At 39.4% G+C, this 20847-nt stretch carries 18 protein-coding genes; 17 read left to right on the forward strand and 1 reads right to left on the reverse strand.

The genetic code is table 11. From position 1 onward, the window contains the following. Window positions 1-29: 29 nt before the first annotated feature. A protein-coding gene (gene prfB, locus ACGLXV_RS04395) for a peptide chain release factor 2 (protein WP_119710085.1) occupies window positions 30-1134 on the forward strand; the annotation gives its coding sequence in 2 pieces (ribosomal slippage) (window positions 30-101 and window positions 103-1134; 1104 coding nt in all). A 43-nt stretch (window positions 1135-1177) separates the two neighbouring features. Here prfB and ACGLXV_RS04400 read toward each other — a convergent pair. Next, entirely contained in the window at window positions 1178-2731 is a 1554-nt protein-coding gene (locus ACGLXV_RS04400; protein ID WP_391557674.1) for a glycine betaine uptake BCCT transporter, read from the reverse strand. Window positions 2732-2972: 241 nt separating this feature from the next. Here ACGLXV_RS04400 and ACGLXV_RS04405 point away from each other — a divergent pair, with 241 nt between their 5' ends. The 16 genes from ACGLXV_RS04405 to ACGLXV_RS04480 all read left to right on the forward strand — a co-directional run. Continuing rightward, window positions 2973-3278, forward strand: coding sequence for a hypothetical protein (locus tag ACGLXV_RS04405; protein WP_119710083.1), 306 nt, complete (start codon window positions 2973-2975; stop codon window positions 3276-3278). Window positions 3279-3438: 160 nt separating this feature from the next. After that, a complete protein-coding gene (locus tag ACGLXV_RS04410; protein WP_391557675.1) occupies window positions 3439-4302 on the forward strand; it encodes a YitT family protein in 864 nt (287 codons plus the stop codon). A 52-nt stretch (window positions 4303-4354) separates the two neighbouring features. Then, window positions 4355-4672, forward strand: a complete 318-nt coding sequence (cccB, locus tag ACGLXV_RS04415) for a cytochrome c551 (protein WP_119710081.1) — start codon at window positions 4355-4357, stop codon at window positions 4670-4672. Between the two features lie 499 nt (window positions 4673-5171). After that, a complete protein-coding gene (ftsE, locus tag ACGLXV_RS04420) occupies window positions 5172-5858 on the forward strand; it encodes a cell division ATP-binding protein FtsE (protein WP_119710079.1) in 687 nt (228 codons plus the stop codon). Next, on the forward strand, window positions 5848-6741 hold the full coding sequence (ftsX, locus tag ACGLXV_RS04425) for a permease-like cell division protein FtsX (RefSeq protein WP_391557676.1): 894 nt from the start codon (window positions 5848-5850) through the stop codon (window positions 6739-6741). Before ftsE ends, ftsX begins: the two co-directional genes overlap by 11 nt. A 111-nt stretch (window positions 6742-6852) precedes the next feature. Further along, window positions 6853-8145 carry a murein hydrolase activator EnvC family protein gene (locus ACGLXV_RS04430; protein ID WP_391557677.1) on the forward strand — a complete coding sequence of 431 codons (1293 nt, stop codon included), beginning with the start codon at window positions 6853-6855 and terminating at the stop codon, window positions 8143-8145. A gap of 138 nt (window positions 8146-8283) precedes the next feature. Beyond that, the gene (locus tag ACGLXV_RS04435; protein ID WP_391557678.1) at window positions 8284-9249 is read left to right on the forward strand and encodes a LacI family DNA-binding transcriptional regulator; all 966 of its coding nucleotides are present in this window, start codon (window positions 8284-8286) and stop codon (window positions 9247-9249) included. Between the two features lie 159 nt (window positions 9250-9408). Further along, window positions 9409-10731, forward strand: a complete 1323-nt coding sequence (locus ACGLXV_RS04440; RefSeq protein ID WP_391557679.1) for an ABC transporter substrate-binding protein — start codon at window positions 9409-9411, stop codon at window positions 10729-10731. A gap of 74 nt (window positions 10732-10805) precedes the next feature. Continuing rightward, window positions 10806-11705, forward strand: coding sequence for a carbohydrate ABC transporter permease (locus tag ACGLXV_RS04445; protein ID WP_119710067.1), 900 nt, complete (start codon window positions 10806-10808; stop codon window positions 11703-11705). A 3-nt stretch (window positions 11706-11708) separates the two neighbouring features. Then, window positions 11709-12551, forward strand: coding sequence for a carbohydrate ABC transporter permease (locus ACGLXV_RS04450; protein WP_119710066.1), 843 nt, complete (start codon window positions 11709-11711; stop codon window positions 12549-12551). 19 nt (window positions 12552-12570) lie between these two features. Beyond that, a complete protein-coding gene (locus ACGLXV_RS04455) occupies window positions 12571-14769 on the forward strand; it encodes a glycoside hydrolase family 32 protein (protein ID WP_391557680.1) in 2199 nt (732 codons plus the stop codon). Between the two features lie 9 nt (window positions 14770-14778). Further along, window positions 14779-16275 (forward strand): glycoside hydrolase family 32 protein, encoded by a 1497-nt coding sequence (locus tag ACGLXV_RS04460; protein ID WP_391557683.1) that lies wholly within the window; start codon window positions 14779-14781, stop codon window positions 16273-16275. Between the two features lie 220 nt (window positions 16276-16495). Beyond that, window positions 16496-17260 carry an alpha/beta hydrolase gene (locus tag ACGLXV_RS04465; RefSeq protein WP_119710063.1) on the forward strand — a complete coding sequence of 255 codons (765 nt, stop codon included), beginning with the start codon at window positions 16496-16498 and terminating at the stop codon, window positions 17258-17260. Window positions 17261-17436: 176 nt separating this feature from the next. Further along, a complete protein-coding gene (locus tag ACGLXV_RS04470; protein WP_119710062.1) occupies window positions 17437-18501 on the forward strand; it encodes an HD-GYP domain-containing protein in 1065 nt (354 codons plus the stop codon). 18 nt (window positions 18502-18519) lie between these two features. Further along, on the forward strand, window positions 18520-19995 hold the full coding sequence (locus ACGLXV_RS04475) for a methyl-accepting chemotaxis protein (RefSeq protein WP_391557681.1): 1476 nt from the start codon (window positions 18520-18522) through the stop codon (window positions 19993-19995). Between the two features lie 222 nt (window positions 19996-20217). Next, on the forward strand, window positions 20218-20847 hold a 630-nt coding region (locus ACGLXV_RS04480; protein ID WP_391557682.1), incomplete at its 3' end, for a S41 family peptidase.

Genomic DNA, 20847 nt, shown 5'->3' on the forward strand with positions numbered 1-20847 from the left:
ATTAAAATTCTTATAGAGGTGGCACAATCATGGAATTAGCAGATATTCGTAATGAGCTTGAAAAAACAGCTAAGAAATTAGCGGACTTTAGGGGGTCTCTTTGACTTAGAAAACAAAGAGGCACGAATTGCGGAGCTTGACGATGTCATGCTTCAACCCGAATTTTGGAATGACCAGCAAGCAGCGCAAGCGGTGATTTCTGAATCCAACGCATTAAAGGATCAGGTACATGAATTTCATGACCTATACGAAGTGTACGAAAATCTAGATCTAACATATGAACTGGTTCGTGAAGAAGCAGATGAAGAAATGCAAAATGACCTAGCAACCGAGTTGAAGGAATTCTCTGAGCGTCTTGCTCAATTCGAACTTCAACTGTTGTTAAGTGAAGAATATGACAAAAACAACGCCATCCTTGAGCTGCATCCAGGTGCAGGTGGGACCGAGTCTCAGGACTGGGGTTCGATGCTTCTTCGTATGTACACACGCTGGGCAGAGAAGAAGGGCTTTAAGGTGGAGACGCTTGATTACCTACCAGGTGACGAAGCAGGGATTAAAAGTGTCACTTTAGCAATCAAAGGGCATAATGCATACGGCTACCTAAAAGCGGAAAAAGGGGTACACCGTCTAGTGCGTATCTCGCCGTTCGATTCATCTGGTCGTCGTCATACTTCCTTCGTTTCTTGTGAAGTGATGCCAGAATTTAATGATGAGATTGAAATCGACATCCGTACAGAAGATCTAAAAATTGATACGTACCGTGCAAGTGGTGCCGGTGGACAGCATATTAACACGACAGACTCTGCCGTTCGTATTACCCACCTTCCAACGAATGTCGTGGTGACGTGTCAAACCGAGCGTTCGCAAATTAAAAACCGTGAGCGTGCGATGAAGATGCTTCAAGCCAAGCTTTATCAGAAAAAGATTGAAGAGCAAGAAGCAGAGCTTTTAGAAATTCGTGGTGAGCAGAAGGAAATTGGCTGGGGATCACAAATTCGATCATACGTGTTCCATCCGTACTCGATGGTAAAAGATCACCGTACGAGCACGGAGACAGGAAATGTGCAAGCAGTTATGGACGGAGATCTCGACATTTTCATTAATGCGTACTTGCGTTCAAAATTGAGTTTATAAAATAGCAAAGCCTTCTAAGTATCAAAGCTTAGAAGGCTTTTAATTATAAATCACTTTCTTGTAAAAGCTGGTCTAATTTTTTATTCCGACGCTTTTCAATCCGTTTCTGCTCTTTTACTTCCTCATTTAATGACTTACTCAATGCTACAACCATCAATACCATAATCACAGCAAAAGGAAGGGCAGCCACAATCGAGGCCGTTTGAAGCCCATTTAATCCGCCACTCCACAATAACACCGCAGCAATGCTTGATTGCAGCACTCCCCAAATGATTTTAGTAGAATTCGCGGGATTTAACACGCCTTTGGACGTGAGCATTCCAAGCACTAATGTAGCGGAGTCAGCAGAGGTAATGAAGAACGTAATAATTAACAATGTCCCTAATCCTGCTAAAATGGTTCCAAGTGGGAATTGCTCTAAGGTGATAAAAAGGGCAGTTGTCACATCGTTGCTCACCGCATCGACAATTCCTTTGTTTTCAAAAAGCTCAAAGAAAAGAGCGGAGCCTCCAAAAGCTGAAAACCAAATGGTACCGAATAAGGTTGGGACAAGCAAGACCCCTAGGACAAACTCCTTGATGGTTCTTCCTTTAGACACGCGAGCGATAAATGTTCCAACAAATGGTGCCCAGGATATCCACCATGCCCAGTAAAACAGGGTCCATGCGCCAACCCATGTTCCTTGTGTAAAAGGTGATAAACGGAAGCTCATCGGAATGATGTTTCCTATGTAGGCCCCAATGGTAGTAGTAAAGGCATCAAATATAAAGGAGGTCGGTCCAACGGCAATCACAAATAATAAGAGTCCGACCGCAAGTCCTAAGTTCAGATTACTTAAGTAACGAATTCCTTTATCTAGGCCTGTGGTAGCAGAAACCATATAAAGGATGGTAACAATAGCGATAATGATCATTTGAATCGTCGTGTTGTTTGGAATTCCTAAAACATGGGATAGGCCACTGTTAATTTGAAGTGTCCCTAATCCTAGTGAAGTCGCAACACCAAACGTCGTTGCGATCGTAGCAAATGTATCAATTCCTTTTCCAATCGGCCCCTCGACACTGTTTCCAAGTAGAGGGCGAAAGGTTGAACTAATCAGTCCAGACTCTCCTTTTCTAAACTGTGAATAAGCAAGCCCAAGAGCAATGATGCAATAAATCGCCCAAGGGTGGAGACCCCAGTGGAAAAAGGAGTATCGTAACGCATAACGAGCTGCTTCTGCTGTTTGACCCTCTGCCAAATCAAGCGGGGGATCGATATAATGAGTGATTGGTTCAGCTACTCCCCAAAAGACCAACCCGATCCCCATACCTGCAGAAAATAGCATGGCGAACCATGAAAAGTACGAGTATTCGGGCTCATCATCATCCTTCCCAAGCTTGATTTTTCCATATGGTCCAAATGCCATGTACGCCGAGAAAACTAAAAAGATAAAGGCAGCTAATAGATAAAACCATCCAAAAGTCCCCGTAGTAAAGGCGAGGGCCGCATTGGCAGACTCTGTCAAGTTTTCTGGTGCGAGTAGTCCCCATAATACAAATAAACTTATGATAACAACAGATATGTAAAATACCGAACCTAGTTTTTTCTCCTTCACATAATCATCCTTCCTACGGTTGATTCACATTTAGTATACAATCTTTCTATTAAATCATGCGTTTGTCAAGGAATTAGGAATGGCTGGAAAAAAACAGAGAAATTAATACGAAATGCCCTTGAAGGATAAAGGGTTTTCAAAAATAATAGAGAAAGTATCAAGAATTTTTTGCACAACGCAAGTTTTTTGTTTATCATTATGTAGGGAATGCGAACGTGCTGGACAGAGGTGAAAAATAGTTATGATTACCGAGCAATCGATGCTCTATCTTACCGAAAAACTCCGCAAAGAGGATGAACTGGTGGAGCTAAAATATGAATATTACAAACGACTTTTACGTGATGAACTACGTACATATAAACAAATTAAAGTTCCTACTGAAAACTACACCATTTCAAACGAAGAATTTGTGGAATGGTCAATTGAGCTTTTAACCCCACAAGAGCTACATGATGTGATTATGATGATCCGATATGCCAAAAATCGATCGACAAGCGTTCGTCCGTTTCTTGAAACGATCGCGGTTGGAATCGTAAATAAACAGTAATAAGACCGAGCATGGTGAATGCCCGGTCTTATTTTGTACATATTAATAAGAAGGTTTTTTAGCCCTTTAACACGTTGGTACACTGGCATTTACAACATTTTTCCTCCATGCTATACTCGCCTAGTTATTGAAATAGAGGTTGGTAAAGGAGACACTGTTAATGAATCGAAAAAAGACATCTGGAGTCCATCCGAAGGCAGAAGTATTTTTAGAATACATATATGTACTAATCGGATCAGCTATTGTGGCGGTTGCCTTTAACTTATTTTTATTACCCAATCAAATTGCCTCTGGTGGGGTAAGTGGGATATCAACCATTCTTTATTCTCTATTTGGATTTGAACCAGCTATTGTTCAGTGGACTTTTAATATTCCTTTATTTATTGCTGGTGTTCTTTTACTAGGGAAGAATTTTGGTGTAAAAACGCTGGTAGGAACCATTTTCCTGCCATTGGTTGTTTTTTTTACGAATGATTACGAACCTTGGACGAATGATCCACTACTCGGAGCGTTGTTTGGAGGAATTGGAGTGGGGCTTGGATTAGGAATCGTGTTCCGCGGAAAGGCGTCAACCGGTGGAACGGATCTGGCAGCCCAGATTATTAACAAATACACAGGGCTAACACTAGGGACATGTGTGGCGATTATCGATGGATTAATCGTTCTGTCTGCTGCGATCGTGTTTGATATTGAACGCGGCTTGTATGCATTGATTGCCTTGTATGTAACAACTAAGACGATTGACCTGGTACAAGTTGGTCTTGGTCGTTCTAAGATGGCCATGATTATAACGAACCATCAGGCGGAAGTACGAGAATGCATTCTGAATAAAATCGACCGTGGTGTGACAAAACTATCAGCATACGGTGGTTATACCGATCACGAGCGGCCAATCCTTATGTGCGTCGTGCACCAAACAGAGTTCACGAAATTGAAACAACTAGTGAAAACCATTGATCCGTCTGCATTTGTCATCGTTATGGATGCTTCCGAGGTGCACGGTGAGGGTTTCAAACGCGCCTAGTCTTGGTATAATATTACCGACTATGTATTTTTTTCCTTAGGGGGGAGTTTGAATGAAAAAGAAGCTTCTTGCACTATTGATGGGAACCTTATTTGTACTAGCTGCATGTGGCGGCGGCGAGGAAGCAAGCGATGACAGCACAACAGCTAGCGGCGGAGACGCTGAAAAGCTTTACGGGCAAAAATGCTCAAGCTGTCACGGTGGAAACCTCGAAGGTGGAGTAGGACCAAAGCTTGATGCAATCGGTGCTAGTCTATCAAAAGAAGATATTGAAAATGTAATTGCAAATGGCCAGGGCGCAATGCCAAAGGGACTTCTACAAGGCGAAGATGCTTCCACTGTTGCTGAATGGTTAGCTGGAAAGAAATAATGGTAGATGAAAAACGTCCTGGTGGGCGTTTTTTGTTTTTGGTGATCGGGGATAAAAACCAGAATCTCGCAGTTAGAACCACAAAAGTCACGGATGGAACCACAAAACCCGCGGATAGATCACCAAAACTCACTGATAGCCTCCCTCAAAGTCTACCTCTACATAATAAACCACCACAAAAATACAAAATTCCACAACAAATCCCCCTCATTTAATAGAGGGATTCCGCCAATAATGTCGAATCATATAATGACTATTTCCAACTCTCACCATAATATGACAATACTTGAAAAGAAAATGTAATATTTTTATAGAACTTTTTGTATTAGGATAGTGCTATAATGTTTCTTGTATGTGATTTATGAAGAATACTGTCTAATGTAGCGGTCAACTTTTGTCGAATTTCGACGATAATTCATTTGAGCATCATCCATATAATGTAACCAACATTCAAAGGCCAATTGATAGATATGACAAAAACAATTTAGGTGATAATTAAATGATACAAATGAAAGAAGTATATAAAAAGTATCCAAACGGCGTTACTGCCGCTAATGGTATAGATGTAGATATACAGCAAGGTGAGTTTGTGTATGTGGTTGGGCCAAGTGGTGCGGGAAAGTCCACTTTTATTAAAATGATGTACCGCGAGGAAAAGCCCACAAAAGGTTCGATTATGATTAATGGAATCAATCTTGCCACACTCAGACCCTCAAAAGTTCCACTGTTACGAAGAAATATTGGCGTGGTTTTCCAAGACTTTAAGTTACTTCCGACGTTGAATGTGTATGAAAATGTCGCGTTTGCACTTGAAGTTATCGAAGAACAGCCGAAATATATAAAGAAGCGAGTAATGGAGACGTTGGATCTCGTTGGCTTAAAGCATAAAGCGAGAATGCTTCCAACCGAGCTATCTGGTGGAGAGCAACAGCGTATTTCTATTGCCCGTTCGATTGTAAATGCACCCAAGCTTGTGATTGCCGATGAGCCGACAGGGAATCTTGACCCTGAGACTTCTTGGGAAATTATGAATATCTTTGAAGAGATTAACACAAGAGGGACAACCATTGTGATGGCGACTCATAATAAAGATATTGTTAACACGATTAAGCATCGAGTGATTGCGATTGAAAGTGGAAAAATTGTTAGAGATCAAATGCGAGGTGACTACGGCTATGAAAGCTAGAACGATCCGTCGTCACATGAAAGAAAGCGTCAAAAATCTTGGTCGTAACGGCTGGATGACATTTGCATCTGTTAGTGCCGTAACTGTCACATTGATTCTTGTTGGCGTGTTTTTAGTAATTATGATGAACCTGAATAAGGTAGCCGATTCGATTGAAGAAGACGTGGAAATCCGCGTTCATATAGATATTGCAGCAACGAAAGAAGACCAAGCAGCGCTTGAAGAGCAGATTAAGAGTCTCTCGAAAGTGGAAAGTGTTACCTTCTCTGCAAAAGAGGAAGAACTTGATAATTTAATTGCAAGTCTTGGAGAAGAAGGGGAAGTATTTAACCTTTTTGAGCAAGACAATCCTTTAAATGATGTCTTTATCGTCAAAGCAAAGAATCCTACTGATACGATGAATGTCGCGAAACAAATTGATAAATTTGAATACACCACAAAGGTGAAATATGGACAAGGCTCTGTTGAAAAGCTATTTAGCTTTTTATCTGTCAGCCGTAACGTTGGTCTTGTGCTAATCGTTGGTTTGCTTTTTACAGCGATGTTCCTTATTTCAAATACGATTAAAATTACGATTATTGCTCGTAGACGTGAAATTGAAATTATGCGCTTAGTGGGAGCAACGAACTCGTTTATTCGTTGGCCGTTTTTCCTAGAAGGACTAATGCTCGGAGTACTGGGTTCGATTATTCCAATCGCGATGATCTCCGTGTTATATACAAAGGCATATGATTATATCGCACCAAGATTAGAGGGCAATTTTATTCAAATATTAGACGTGAATCCATTTATTTTCCAAGTGGCTGGAATCCTTGTGATCATGGGAGCCTTTATTGGAATTTGGGGAAGCTTAATGTCCGTACGTAAATTCTTAAAAATATAAGGAAAAGGAATGTGTGATGTTCCTTTTCTACATAAAAAATGACTAGATTAATAGACTAGAATCTATCTGTCTATCGAACGACTAACTTAGCATTTGGAAGGAGAAATCGGAGTGAAAAAACAGATAACATATGTCTCACTTGCTGCTGCAATTGGTTTCGGAAGTGTTCTTGTCTCTCCAGTAAAGGCGAATACAATCGAAAACCTTCAGGAAGAAAAGAGCCAAATTCAAGAGGAAAAATCTGAAGTAGAGTCACAGCTTCAGGATGCGGAACAAAAGCTTTCTGAAAATCAAGCGCAACAGGATAGTATTCAATCTCAAATTAAAGAGATTGATATGAAGGTAACAGATACAGAAAATAAGATTGCTGATAAAAACGTAGAAATTGAGAATACAAAGGCTGAAATTGAAACGTTAAAAGCAGAAATCATTGTTCTAGAAGAACGTATTGCCAAGCGAAATGAATTGCTAAAGGATCGTGCTCGTAACTTCCAGGAAAACGGAAGTATGGTTAGTTATATCGATGTATTGATGGGAGCAAAGAGCTTTTCAGACTTTATCGATCGCATGAGTGCGGTGGCTACGATTGTGGAAGCTGACCAAGATATTTTAAGAGAGCATCAAGCAGATAAAGAAGAACTAGAAGCGAAGAAAAAAGAAGTAGAGGACAAGCTTGCTGGATTAGAAAAAATGCTTGCTGATCTCGAAGGAATGAAGCAGAGCCTTGAATCACAAAAGGCTGAAAAGGACAAGTTAATGGCCTCTCTTCAACAAGAAGAGACTGAACTTCATAACCATAAAATGGCGTTAGCAGAAGAGCAATCGATTCTAGCTAATCAAGCAGCTGCGATGCAAAAAGCCATTCAAATGGAGCAAGAACGCCAAGCTCAAGCTGCTGCAGCGGCAGCGGCGGCAGCAGCAGCAGCCGCCTCAAACAATTCGTCAGATGGCGGTAGTACAGAAAGTAGCAGCGGAGGAAGTACCGTTTCAGCTCCAGCTGTATCGGGTGGATCTTTCACAAGACCATCAGCGGGTTACCTATCTTCAGGATTTGGTGTTCGTTGGGGTAAATTGCATGCAGGGGTCGATCTTGCAGCAAAAGGAACGGTTCCAATTGTATCCGCTGCTGACGGTGTAGTTATTCGCTCGTATTATTCATCTAGCTACGGAAATGCGGTATTTATTGCCCACTCTATTAACGGTCAAACGTATACAACGGTGTACGCTCATATGAGCAGCCGTGCTGTTGGTGAAGGACAAGTCGTGTCTAAAGGTCAGTTCATAGGAAACATGGGTAACACGGGTGATTCCTATGGCCAGCATTTACACTTCGAACTTCACCGTGGTGGATGGAACGCATCGAAGTCTAATGCGGTTAATCCGGTTGGAATTGTACCATTGTAAAAAGTAATGCACAATAAAGCGCAAACTGTCTATTCATATTTTTAGACAGTTTGCGTTTTTTTATTGAAATGGTATATAGATGGAAAAATTATAGAGAAACGTTTCCACATATGATATGATTTTAGCTGAGGTGATACCATGGCAACCATAAAGGACGTAGCAAAATTAGCTGGAGTAGGCTTAGGAACAGCGTCACGGGTTATAAATGAGTCTGGTTATGTAAGTGAAGAAACGAAAAAAAAGGTACGAGATGCTATAAAAAAATTAGGATATGTTCCAAATGAAACGGCAAGAGCATTCGTGACTCAAGATAACAAAACGGTTGCGTTATTTCTGCCTTCTATTCATCATGCCTTCTTTTCTGAGTTGGCCTTCTATATAGAAGATGAGCTTGATAAAAAGGGCTACAAAATGATTCTCTGTAATTCTACTGGTCAGAAAGAAAAGGAGCTAAAATATATAAGCATGCTTAAGCAAAATAAAGTCTCGGGGATTATTGGGATTTCATATAACTCAATAGAAAGTGAAATCAATCATTCGATGCCTATTGTTTTAGTTGATCGCCATATTGGAGAGATACCATATGTTTCAAGTGATAATTATGGTGGTGGTAAGATGGCTCTACAGGTGTTGAAAGAAACTGGGTGTAACCATGTGGCATATATAGGGACTTACTCAAAAACCATTTTTACTGAAGTAGAAAAAAGGAAAAAAGGCTTTGAAGATGCGGCGAAGGAAACCGGAATAAACTATACACTTTATATTGAAGAGGATCCGATAAAGGACCAGACATCTTTTTTAAATATATTCTTAGATAATTACAAGAATATTGATGGGGTCTTTGTTGAGAATGATATGATGGCATTGGAACTCGTACAACTTGCACAGGATAGAAGTATACGTATTCCTGAAGAGCTTTCCATTATAGGGTATGATGGTATTCAAAAGTATGCCATGTTTAGACCAAAGCTTGCTACCATTAGGCAACCGGTCGAATTAATGGGGAGAAGTTTAGTGGATCTGTTAATCAAAAAAGTAAATGGAGAACAGGTGACACCTGAGATCCATCCCGTACAGTTTTTAAAGGGTGAAACAACACGGTAATTAAATTCAGAATATTTTTAAAACAGATTGACAAATAGAGGTCTGTTTTATATACTGAGGTTAAAGATGGAAACATTTCCACCTCTTGTATAAGGGCAGTGCCCTTTTATTTATAGCTATTGTGGAAACATTTCCATATACAAAAAAGGGGGAAAGAGTATGAGGAAAATTGTTAGCCTTTTCATGATTTTTGTACTAGTTATTGCTTTGGCAGCCTGTTCCAACTCTACTAATCAAGTAGACTCAAGTAAGAATGCAGATTCAGGAGATGAAGTAAAAGAATTAAAAGTATGGGTACATGTTTCTGCAGATGAGCCAGAGGGCTTAAACTATGATTTGCGAGCAAAGGAATTTGAAGAAGCACATGAGAATGTAAAGGTAACGGTGGAACACATCGTAAAAACCGGTGAGGGTAGCGGATATAATGATCGATTAAACGCAGCAATCACTACGGGAGATTTACCGGATGTCATCACGCTAGAAAGCGTACATACGGCATCCTACGTCGACTCAGATCTTCTTTTGCCTTTAGATGAAAATCTAGACCAGGCTACTATTGACTCATACTTAGATGCAATTGTAAATGCAGGTAGTGTAGGCGATCATCTTTATGCGTTACAATCCTTTGATTTATCTTCACCTGTTTTCTATAACCCCGATCTTTTTAAAGCTGCTGGATTAGAGATTCCTGCTGATGAAAATGGAAATTGGACACTAGACTTGGCTTGGAATTACGATGAGTTTATAAAGAATGCTAAGATCCTTAAAGATTTTATGGGGCAAGAGCCTGTGCATATGTTCCCTGATAACAGCGGATGGCAAATGTATGCGCATTCACCTATTATCTTCTCTAATAACGGCCAATTAGTTGGAGAAAATGGATTAGATACAGATGGTTATTTAAATAGCAAACAAACGATGGAAGCTTTCAAGTTTATGGAGACTCTTTTTAGAGAGGGAATTGTTTCTCCGACTGTTCGAGAAAATGCCTTTGCTTTAGAAAAAGCAGCCATTAGTTTTGAAGGTCCTTGGATGATTGATGTATTAACAAAAGAGTATCCTGATTTGAATTGGTCATTGATGCCATATCCATATGGAAAAGAAGGTCATCAATCAGCACCACATGGAAGCTGGTATGTAGCTGCTACAAAAGCGACAAAATACCCAGAACTCACATCTGAACTCGTTGCTCATTTAACAAATAAGGATAGTGCTAAGGCGATGGAAGAAGCTGCAGGACTGATCCCTGGTCATGAAGAGTTACTTGCTTCTTCGGAAAAATATAGTGAGTATCCTAGAAAGCTAATGTTAGATCAGTTAGTAGAGACTGAACATGTGAAACCGAAATCACCAATCTTTCCAGTGCTTGAAGATGTACTCGGTGATATTGTGGAAGGAATAGCGTTAGAAACAGATTCTGTTGAGAATTTAGTTGAGGATGCGATTGAAAAAGCCGAAAGAGAGGCCGCTAGATTTAAGTAAAAGCTTATTATGATAATAAAATAGTCAGTGTACGATGGTTCGTACACTTTCTATTCTATTAAGGAGTTTTTTATATGAACAAGATCAGAAGAAGAAACAATAAGGATGGATTTCTTGGGTTCCTTTTAAGTAGTAAATTTCTGTTTTTACTTCCTGCATTTGTTTTAATCGGTGTGTTTGTTATTTATCCACTATTTCTCGCAGTTGGCTATTCCTTTACCGATTATTATCTTTTGAAACCAGATAATATCTCATTCGTCGGATTTGATAATTACAAGGGGATTGTGGAAGACAAATATGCAAAGCAATCTTTCTTTAACTCTACCAAATATGTCATTTTTATTGTGCCTCTACAAGTCGCATTGTCCTTATTTTTAGCCATTCTCATTGCGAAAAAATCAAAAGTGAATACCTTTTTTAGAACGGCATTCTTTTCACCATACATTTTATCTATTATCGTAGTCTCCTTATTATGGAAAAATATCTTGGATCCCAAACTAGGTATTGTAAATGTATTTCTAGCTGAGTTAGGCTTTGCGAAACAGGAATTCTTCGCTAATCCAGATTTAGCACTCCAAACCATTTCATTTATTATTCTTTGGCAAGGGATAAGCTTTCAAATGTTAATCATCATGGCTGCCCTTCAGGAAATTCCATCATCCTTGTATGAAGCAGCCGATATAGAAGGTGCGAATGCTTGGCAAAAGTTTAGGTATATTACTGTTCCAAGTATAAAGGATCAGCTTGTTTTTGTACTCATTGTCGTGACTACAGGGACATTTAAAATCATTATTGAACCACTAGTGTTAACAAATGGAGGTCCCCAAGGCAGTACATCTAGCATTCTTTTATACATGTTTGAGCAAGGAACTAGATACCGCCAAATCGGCTATTCAAGTGCCATAACAGTTGTATTCGCATTACTATTGATTCTTATCGCATTTGTTCAAAGAAAATTGGTTAAGGAGGAATAAAAATTGAAGACATTTAATGTGATTAAATTTTTAAAGATTTTTCTATTAATTGCATTTACGATTCTGTTCTTATTCCCCACTGTCTGGATGTTTGTAAGTAGTACGAAATCGGTAGCAGAAATCTCAAGAGAAATTGGAACCATTCATAGTTTTATACCTAATTTCAGTAACGTGAGCTCCTGGTTAGACGCTTATAAGGAAATGTTCAGCAGATTTAATTTTGGGCTTCATTTCTTTAATAGTGTTCTATATAGTTGTGTAATTGTTTTCGGTAGTTTATTGGTTAACTCACTTGCGGGATATGCGTTGGCTACCTTTGATATTCCTTTTAAAAAGTATATTACTGCCACTTTACTTATTTTAATCATCTTCCCATTTCAGTCTGTTCTCATCCAAATATTCATTATCATCAATGAAATGAACCTTACGAACACGGTTTGGGGATTAGCATTACCACATATCGGAAGTGCCTTTAATATCTTCCTCTTTATGGTATTTTTCAAGAAGATTCCTAAAGAGCTAAGAGAGTCGGCCTATATGGACGGTGCTTCGGACTGGCAAATATTCACGAAAATTGCTGTTCCCATCTCAAAACCAATCTTCATGACGATTGGCATACTGGTTTTTGTTGGTTCCTGGAATGATTATGTATGGCCTCTTATGGTTTTTACGGAAACAAACAAATATCCATTATCAGTAGCTGTAAATATTATGAACGAAACGAAACCGATCTACTTAAACCAGGTGATGGCGGGGCTAACCGTTACCACGATTCCCATTCTATTCGTTTATATCTTTGGCCAAAAATACATTATGCCACAAAACTCAACAACTGGAATTAAATAAATTCTATCAGAGGTGACTTATGAGTTTACTATATGACCTCAGCCTGAATGAGGGAAAGGGACATGTAACCAAAGAAGGGGTTCGAGGCAATCTGTTACCTATTGAATATGTCTTTAATCAGGCAAGGTATAAGGAGAGTTGTTCCCCAAAGTGGGTCACGTCTTCACTTGGAGGTTACGCTTTAGATTTTGACGGATATTCCACGTATATAAAGGATAAAGCAATAGAAGTAAATGGATCCTTCACGATAGCTACGGTAATTACTCCCCGTTGTTTTGAAGCTTGTCATGGAAAAGTATCTACCACAATCATTGATCAATTAGATAAAGAGAAGAAAAAAGGATTTGCGTTAAGCCTTTATCAGCACGGGGAAGTCCAATTTGAAATAGGGAATGGGAGCCGAATACATAGGATTAGGAGTAATGAACAACTGGAATTGTTCAAGAAATCACTAATTACGGCTACCTTTAACCAAGATACCAATCGGATGTCAATTTATATTAATTCACAACGAGTCATGTGTGAAGGAATAGGTGGATTTAAGAATGCTGATCTTCCATTATCAATCGGATTAAATAATACTCCCTTTAAAATCAGCGATGTTTTTAAGGCTGGAATGTTTTCAGGGCTAATCGACTTTATACAGATTTATGATGAAGCTTGGTCAGCGGAAATGGTTCAAAGGTACTTTACTGAGATTCAAGATCAGCTTTCACTTGATTTTAAGATCATCGATCTTGATGAAAGGAAAATTTCAGATGATATTCATCGGCCGCAATATCATGCGATACCGCCACAGCACTGGATGAATGAACCCCATGCTCCATTTTATTACAAGGGAAAGTATCACTTGTTTTATCAGAAAAATGCAACCGGGCCTTATTTCTCGAATTTGCATTGGGGACATTGGACAAGTGATGACATGGTTTTTTGGGAAAATGAAAAAACAGCTTTATTTCCACAAAGGGGTGAATTAACGCCATCAGGGGTGTGGTCTGGTTCAGCTACCATCGGTCCAGGGGGCATTCCGTATCTGTTTTATACCTCCGCTAACTTGGCTAAGAAATATAACCAGGGAGTTGCCATCGCTCGCCCGAAAAATATAGAGGATATCCACCTAGTGGATTGGGAAATGGACCCACACGGTGCCATTACCCAAACGGATAAACAAGGAATGCCTTCTCAATTCAGGGATCCATTTGTCTGGAAGGATGATAAGGAAGAGAAATGGTACCTCATTATAGGCGGTGGAGTAGAAGAGAAAGGGCCAACAGCCTGGATTTATGAATCTGCTGATTGTGAAAATTGGCAGTTTAAAGGGGACTTTTTTACAGTAGACATAAAGGACCTTCCTAATTTAGGAACAAATTGGGAGCTTCCTGTTTTACTACCGGTGTCTGACGATAAAGGAAATACCAAGTATCTCTTTCTATTCATGAGCTATTTTAACAAGAAATCAACATACCAAGTGGATACTTATTATTATCTTGGAGAGTTCGATAAGAACAGCCTAAGGTTCATTCCGGATTCCCCTGAACCCCAATTGATGGATTACGGAAAGTTTAAATTTAGCGGACCAAGTGGATTTGTTGATCCCGTTACGAAGAAAACTATTGTTTTCTCTATTCTTCAAGGTAACCGAAATGAGCAGGAAGAATACGATTCTGGTTGGGCCCATAATGCGGGACTTCCTATTGAAGTGTATTTAGAAAATAATGAACTCAGAGTGAAACCTTTAGAAAATCTGGTAGCACTAAGAAATAAAGTACTGGTAAATGAAGCGGATAAACCATTAGTTGAAATAAATGGAAAACTTAAAGATATAAAAGGAAAGATGCTTGAGGTTTTTGTGGAATTCGAATATACGGAGAGATTAGTAGGGGTTGAGTGTAAAAAGGATCCTACGAATCAAGAAAAAACAAGCCTTATCTATGATAAGAAAAACAAGCAAGTTTGGCTCGACCGAAGCAAAAGTAGTTTGGAACGTGAAGGTGATATCCAGGGAGGCTTCCTTGATAATGAAAAAGGCTTTTCTGCACATATTTATTTGGATCACTCGGCCATTGAATGCTATCTAAATAACGAAAAAATGATTTCAAGCAGAGTATATCCCACATTAAAAAATAGTGATTATATCTCTTTAATTGGTGAGGAAGATATCAGGATCAAATCAATTAAAGTCTTTGAGCTGAAATCAATTTGGAAAAAGGAGACTTAAGTGAACGGAATGACCATACAAACGAAAGTAATTAATAAAACGTATCGACATAATTATCATCTAATGCCTGAGTGTGGATGGATGAATGACCCAAATGGATTTTCATATTTTAATAATGAATATCACCTTTTCTATCAGCATTATCCTTATGATACCGTTTGGGGTCCCATGCATTGGGCGCATGCAGTAAGCTCGGATCTTATCAAATGGAATCACAAAGAAATTGCATTAAAACCAGGTGAAGATTATGACCGAAATGGTGTTTTTTCAGGTTCTGGAATTCAAGTGGGGAATGAACATTGGCTATATTATACGGGCCATATTGATTCCCTGCTCGATGATGTCTATGATAAGGATTTTAAAAAGAAACCATATTCTCAAAACCAAGAAACCATTCCCTTTATTAGACAGGTACAGTGTCTAGCAAAATCGGTAGATGGGGAAACTTACGAAAAGTATGAGAATAACCCTGTTATTACATCTGACCAGGTTCCAACAGGAATCAGAGTTGAAGATTTCAGAGACCCCAAAGTGTGGACCTATCAGAATCAGCTTTATATGGTGATTGGAGCAAAAAGTAGGGAGCATATCGGCCATGTATTATTCTATACGTCCAAGGATGGTTTGAGTTGGGAATATCTGAATCAGTTGTCACTAGGTAAGGATTATGGAACGGTATGGGAATGTCCCGATGTATTTGAACTGGATGGCAAACATGTTTTGTTATTTTCACCTCAGGAAAAACCGCGTGTAGGAAATAGGTTTGAAAATGTGCATTCGACAATGGCTTTAATAGGGGAGTTTGATTACTCAACAGGTGAATTTAAAGTGGAGAGTGAGCAAGAACTTGATGAGGGCTTTGACTTTTATGCACCACAGTCCCTATTAACTGCTGAAGGAAAAAGAGTGATTATCGCCTGGATGAATATGTGGGAAAGAAGCTATCCCTTGCATGAGCTAGGGCATGGCTGGAACGGCTCAATGACACTTCCAAGAGAATTATCAATCAAAAATGGAAGGCTTATTCAAAAGCCTTATCATAGAATAGAAGCCTATCAAAGAAATGGTGTAGAACAGAAGGATTTTACGATCAATGGAATTTACCAGAATACTAGTCTGAATGGCAATAGTCAAAGACTAGATATTCAGTTTGAGATGACAGAAAGCAATCAGTTTACCATTGAGTTTTTCAAAGATACAAATGAAAAACTATCCTTACTATTTGATAAGAGTAAAAATGAAATCGTTTTAGATCGAAGTGCGTCAGAATATGTCATTGAAAATACGGGGACCAAAAAGGATTTTATCAGAAGTCAGTGGATTGATTTATCCAATCCGGTGCACCTGTCGATCTTTCTAGATGTGTCATCGATTGAGATTTTTGTCAACAACGGTGAACAGGTATTTACCTCGTTATATTTTTCAAAGGAATTAAGTGAAAGAATTTTATTCCATTCTCAAGGTACGACACAAGTGAATACGGTTATGAAATGGGAGATTGTTTAGATTCTACATGTAAAAAGATAAAAGGGAATCCTTATGGGTTTCCTTTTTTTTCTAAGTAGTAAAAATGTTTTCTAGTTCTGTTTTTTAGAAATTCGTTTTAAGGGAAAGATGGAGTAAAAAACTAAATGTGCTTTTTTATTTAATTCCTAGTTTACAGATGGGTATAATATGGATTATAGTAAGGTAACAGATAAAAAGCTTACTAATGGAGGCGAAACAGATGGCAGAAACATATCCGGTTATCGAGGGCGCGGAAGAATTTTTCTTCAAGGGAAGTGAAGTTGGAGTACTTATTTCTCATGGGTTTCTTGGTACACCTCAAAGCGTACGGTATATTGGGGAAGAGTTTGCAAGATTAGGGTACTCCGTGTTAGCTCCTAGATTAAAGGGACACGGAACTCACTATAAAGATATGGAAGCTTGCTCTTATCATGACTGGTTCTCTTCATTAGAAAAAGCCTATTTACAATTAAAACAACAGTGTTCACATATTTTTGTTATCGGGCAGTCAATGGGTGGAACACTATCTCTTCGTTTAGCCCATCGTCACAAAGAAATAAAGGGGCTCATTTTAATAAATGCTGCTTTGGAAGTTCCATCCTACGAATATTTAAAAGGCAAGGTTGAACCAAGGTTTCTAAATGAGTCAGAACCAGATATTCATGCAAAGAATGTTCATGAAATTACTTATCCAAAGGTACCATTAAAAGCGGTTCATGAACTACAAAAGGTCATGGAGGATACTTTAAGCATCCTACCTGAGATAGAGAGCCCGGTTTTAGGTATCCGCTCAAGTGTGGACCATGTTGTCCCACCTGAAAATACCGATTATATTCTTCAAACGGTACGATCTGCTAATAAGGAAAGGCTCATATTACCAAACTCTTTCCATGTAGCATCTATGGATTATGATAAAGGTCAAATTGTAAGAAGTGGACATCAGTTTATTCAACAGTTAGTAGCGAAGGAACTGGTGTTAAGTTAATATCATTTAAAGTAGAAGAGGAACTCCCTCTTCTTTTTTTATGTTAGAGTCGAAATTTGTAGAAATATTTTGAGCATTACGAAATAAAACCTCCCCCATTCCTATACTCAAAACTAGAATTTGGTACTATAATAGTAATAATTGCACAGGTAAAACGGACTATAGGGGTGTATGGAATGTTAACAGAGGGGAGTCTTTCCTTACAATTAGTAGGATCGGTGCTAGCGGAAGATGTGTTTGCAAAGAACAAATCGATTCCACTTCTAAGAAAAGGCACGGTATTAAACGAAAGACATATCTTTGTTTTACAAAGTCACTTGAATCATAATAATTTACGCTTGGAAACTTGTTCAATTAATCAACCGTCTATTAGTGTTGAAAAACTAGAGCAGAACTATAAGGAATCTCTTGGGCAGTTACAATCGATATTTGAAGATTTGGAAGCAACCATAAATGGTAGCGCTTACAACCAACCGTTACAAAAGCTCGAGCATATGTATACACCGATGCTGAATACGATTGTAGCGGAAGATGAGCATTTCGAGCTACTCAAGCTTCTTAGGAAAGATGATGAGTTTACATATGTTCATTCCTTAAATGTAGCCGTCGTCTCTTCCATTATCGGAAAGCTATTGGCTATGGATAAAGCAGAAATACTCCTTCTTGGCGAAACAGGTATTTTGCATGATATCGGCAAGCTTGCGATCCCACTTTCAGTTTTAAAAAAGAACGGAAAACTAGATCCTGAAGAATGGGAGCTTATCCGAAACCATACGGTTGAGGGGGTACAAATCCTGAAGAAAATGGGTGAGACTCGCTCGAAGGTGATTATGGGAACACTTATGCATCATGAAAGATTAGACGGTTCGGGGTATCCTTATGGAGTTCGAGAGGATGTTATCCCTTTTCATGCCCAAATCATCTCGGTTGCAGATACGTATGACGCCATCACAGCGGTCCGTCCGTATAAGGGGGAACAGTCACCGATCGTTGCTGTCATGATTTTAATGGAGGAAACCGCAAAGGGAAAGTTCAACTCAGCGATTACAGTACCTTTTACCAAATACTTAATGGATCAGTTTATCGGAAAAAAAGTCGTGTTAAATACAGGGGAGCAGGGGACAATCATAACGGTTTACGAGGATATGCCACATTGTCCACTTGTGTATTTGGGAGATAATCATTATGTGGATTTACGTTATGACTTCACACGCTCATTAAAGGATGTTGTTTCATATTAACAATTGGGGGAATTTGATATGGACAGAATTCAATACATGCAGGAAAGAAACAAGCTGGTCACGATTTTACTATGGGTCTGCTTTGCCTTAGGGCTTGCTAGTAACTTTGCTGCAAACGTTAGCACAAAGGGAATTGTTACGTTTGCCATTGTCGGTTTTACACTCGTTTCCATAATTACGGCATTAACCGTAACGAAAAAGTTTACACTACATATTCATTACATTGTAGCTGTTGGGATCGCGATTCTTATTTTCTTTATGGTTTCTAGTTCTCCGAAGCTATCAAGCTACTTAATGATCTATTTTGCTCTAGCAGTTGTCATGATTTATAACCAAGTGGGGTCAATGGCCATAACGGGCGTGATTGGTCTAGCTCTAAGCAATTATTTCTTTTTTAAATTTAATGAGCAAATGTTTTACGGAGCCGACGTTTCCATCTTAATCTCATTGAATGTCATCAATATAGTAACGTTAATCATGTTCCTTACACAGGCACGACTTACTTCAAAACTAACCCAAAAGATGGAAGCCGACGGAGTCGAGTTAAAGCAAGGAAAAGAACAGGTTGATGAATTGCTAGAAAAAGTAAAAGAATCGGTAGGAGTACTGCAAAACTTCAGTCATTCTTTTAAAAGAAATATTGAGAAAACAAATCAAATTTCTGTTGAGCTGACTTCAGCCTTCTCTGAAATATCAAAAGGAATGGAGACTCAAGCAAGCTCCGTGACCGGGATGAATGAGACGATGCAATTGTCAGGAGATATGATTCGTAGGGTTGTGACATCCGCTCAAACGCTCCACAAAATCTCGCTTGAAACAGAGCACACATCTCAAGTAGGGACGAAAAAGATTCACACGCTCGAAACGGAAATGAAAGATGTATATGACTCAGTCGAAAATACAAGTCAATTGATGAAAGAGCTAAACGATCAAACCCAGCAAATCGGGGCGATTGTTTTAAAAATTAGAGAAGTAACTGATCAAACCAATCTCCTCGCATTAAACGCAGCGATCGAAGCAGCACGCGCGGGAGAGGCTGGTAAGGGATTTGCAGTGGTAGCTGGGGAAGTTCGTAAGCTCGCAGAAACCTCTCAAGCATCCACACATGAAATCGAAGCCATCCTAGATGGAATCCAAAGAAAGACGGTGCAAGTAACGGGCCAAGTACAAGGTGGTCAGCTTGCAGTTGAAAAAGGATTAGAAATGACCAAGCAAACGAGTCAAACGTTCCAGTCCATGCTCGCCTCATCCAAGCAAGGACTTCAGCAAGCAGAAGAAGTGGAAAAAAGTCTCGTTCATTTCTCTAAAAACTCTGAAGCGGTTATCGACGAAATCTCTTCGCTATCCAGTGTTTCCGAGCAGTCGAGTGCGGCAGTAGAAGAAGTACTAGCAAGCGTCGAAGAACAATCCCACCAAATCACCCAAGTGGTCGAGTCATTCAAAGAATTAGAAACCTTAACCGAACAGCTCGCCACACTCGTCGTCCGGAATTAATTCATAACTCGTCCATTTCACACATATAGTGGTTATACAAAGACATCTCACACCTTTGTGGGGTGTTTTTTGTATAACTCTGTATGATATAGGGGCTGTTTCTCCTGGAGGAAGCCAATGTTAGCAAAGCAACAACAGCTCTCGGAAGGAGAAATAGACCCTTAAACCGACACATAGTTAATGCAGAAAAAATTAGTGCTTTTCTTTTAGGGAGGATTTTTCATGAATCGAAAATGGGTCGCCTTGCTAATGACGGGGTCATTGCTGACAGGTGCTGGAGGAACATATGGATATTTGCATTATACTGGTGCTTTAGCGGCAGAGTCCAAGGTGGAGTTACATACCGAAAGCAGCGACGAGGGAACCCCTCAGGCTATTAATCTAGAAGAATTGGAAAAAGTCGAAAAAGCCTACGAGTTAATTTTAACTAGTTATGTAGAAAGTGTGGATCAAGAAAAGCTCATCGAGGGTGCAATTCAAGGGATGCTAACCACACTCGATGATCCGTACTCTGTGTACATGGATAAAGAAACGGCCAAGCAATTTAGCAGCACGCTAGAATCATCGTTTGAGGGAATTGGGGCAGAGGTAGGTCTAGTTGACGGGAAAATTGTCATCGTGTCACCATTTAAAGATTCTCCAGCCGAAAAAGCGGGCTTGCGTCCAAATGACCAAATACTATCGGTGGATGGAGAAAGCTTGGACGGAGTGGACCTATATGAAGCAACCCTCAAAATCCGCGGGAAAAAAGGAACAAAGGTGAAGCTGGAAATCGCCCGTAGTGGCTTATCCGAGCCTCTTGTTGTCAACGTGAAGCGCGATGAAATTCCACAAATCACGGTGCATAGTGAT

It is taken from the genome of Robertmurraya sp. (assembly GCF_036676585.1).
GTDB lineage: Bacteria > Bacillota > Bacilli > Bacillales > Cytobacillaceae > Robertmurraya_A.

Excerpts from the sequence above, each read along its gene's own strand:
- ACGLXV_RS04435 (WP_391557678.1), top strand. The coding sequence starts at position 8,284 with ATGGCAACCATAAAGGACGTAGCAAAATTAGCTGGAGTAGGCTTAGGA.
- ACGLXV_RS04465 (WP_119710063.1), top strand. The coding sequence starts at position 16,496 with ATGGCAGAAACATATCCGGTTATCGAGGGCGCGGAAGAATTTTTCTTC.
- ACGLXV_RS04445 (WP_119710067.1), top strand. The coding sequence starts at position 10,806 with ATGAACAAGATCAGAAGAAGAAACAATAAGGATGGATTTCTTGGGTTC.
- ACGLXV_RS04410 (WP_391557675.1), top strand. The coding sequence starts at position 3,439 with ATGAATCGAAAAAAGACATCTGGAGTCCATCCGAAGGCAGAAGTATTT.
- cccB (WP_119710081.1), top strand. The coding sequence starts at position 4,355 with ATGAAAAAGAAGCTTCTTGCACTATTGATGGGAACCTTATTTGTACTA.
- ACGLXV_RS04460 (WP_391557683.1), top strand. The coding sequence starts at position 14,779 with ATGACCATACAAACGAAAGTAATTAATAAAACGTATCGACATAATTAT.
- ACGLXV_RS04470 (WP_119710062.1), top strand. The coding sequence starts at position 17,437 with ATGTTAACAGAGGGGAGTCTTTCCTTACAATTAGTAGGATCGGTGCTA.
- ACGLXV_RS04440 (WP_391557679.1), top strand. The coding sequence starts at position 9,409 with ATGAGGAAAATTGTTAGCCTTTTCATGATTTTTGTACTAGTTATTGCT.
- ACGLXV_RS04455 (WP_391557680.1), top strand. The coding sequence starts at position 12,571 with ATGAGTTTACTATATGACCTCAGCCTGAATGAGGGAAAGGGACATGTA.
- ftsE (WP_119710079.1), top strand. The coding sequence starts at position 5,172 with ATGATACAAATGAAAGAAGTATATAAAAAGTATCCAAACGGCGTTACT.
- ftsX (WP_391557676.1), top strand. The coding sequence starts at position 5,848 with ATGAAAGCTAGAACGATCCGTCGTCACATGAAAGAAAGCGTCAAAAAT.
- ACGLXV_RS04405 (WP_119710083.1), top strand. The coding sequence starts at position 2,973 with ATGATTACCGAGCAATCGATGCTCTATCTTACCGAAAAACTCCGCAAA.
- ACGLXV_RS04475 (WP_391557681.1), top strand. The coding sequence starts at position 18,520 with ATGGACAGAATTCAATACATGCAGGAAAGAAACAAGCTGGTCACGATT.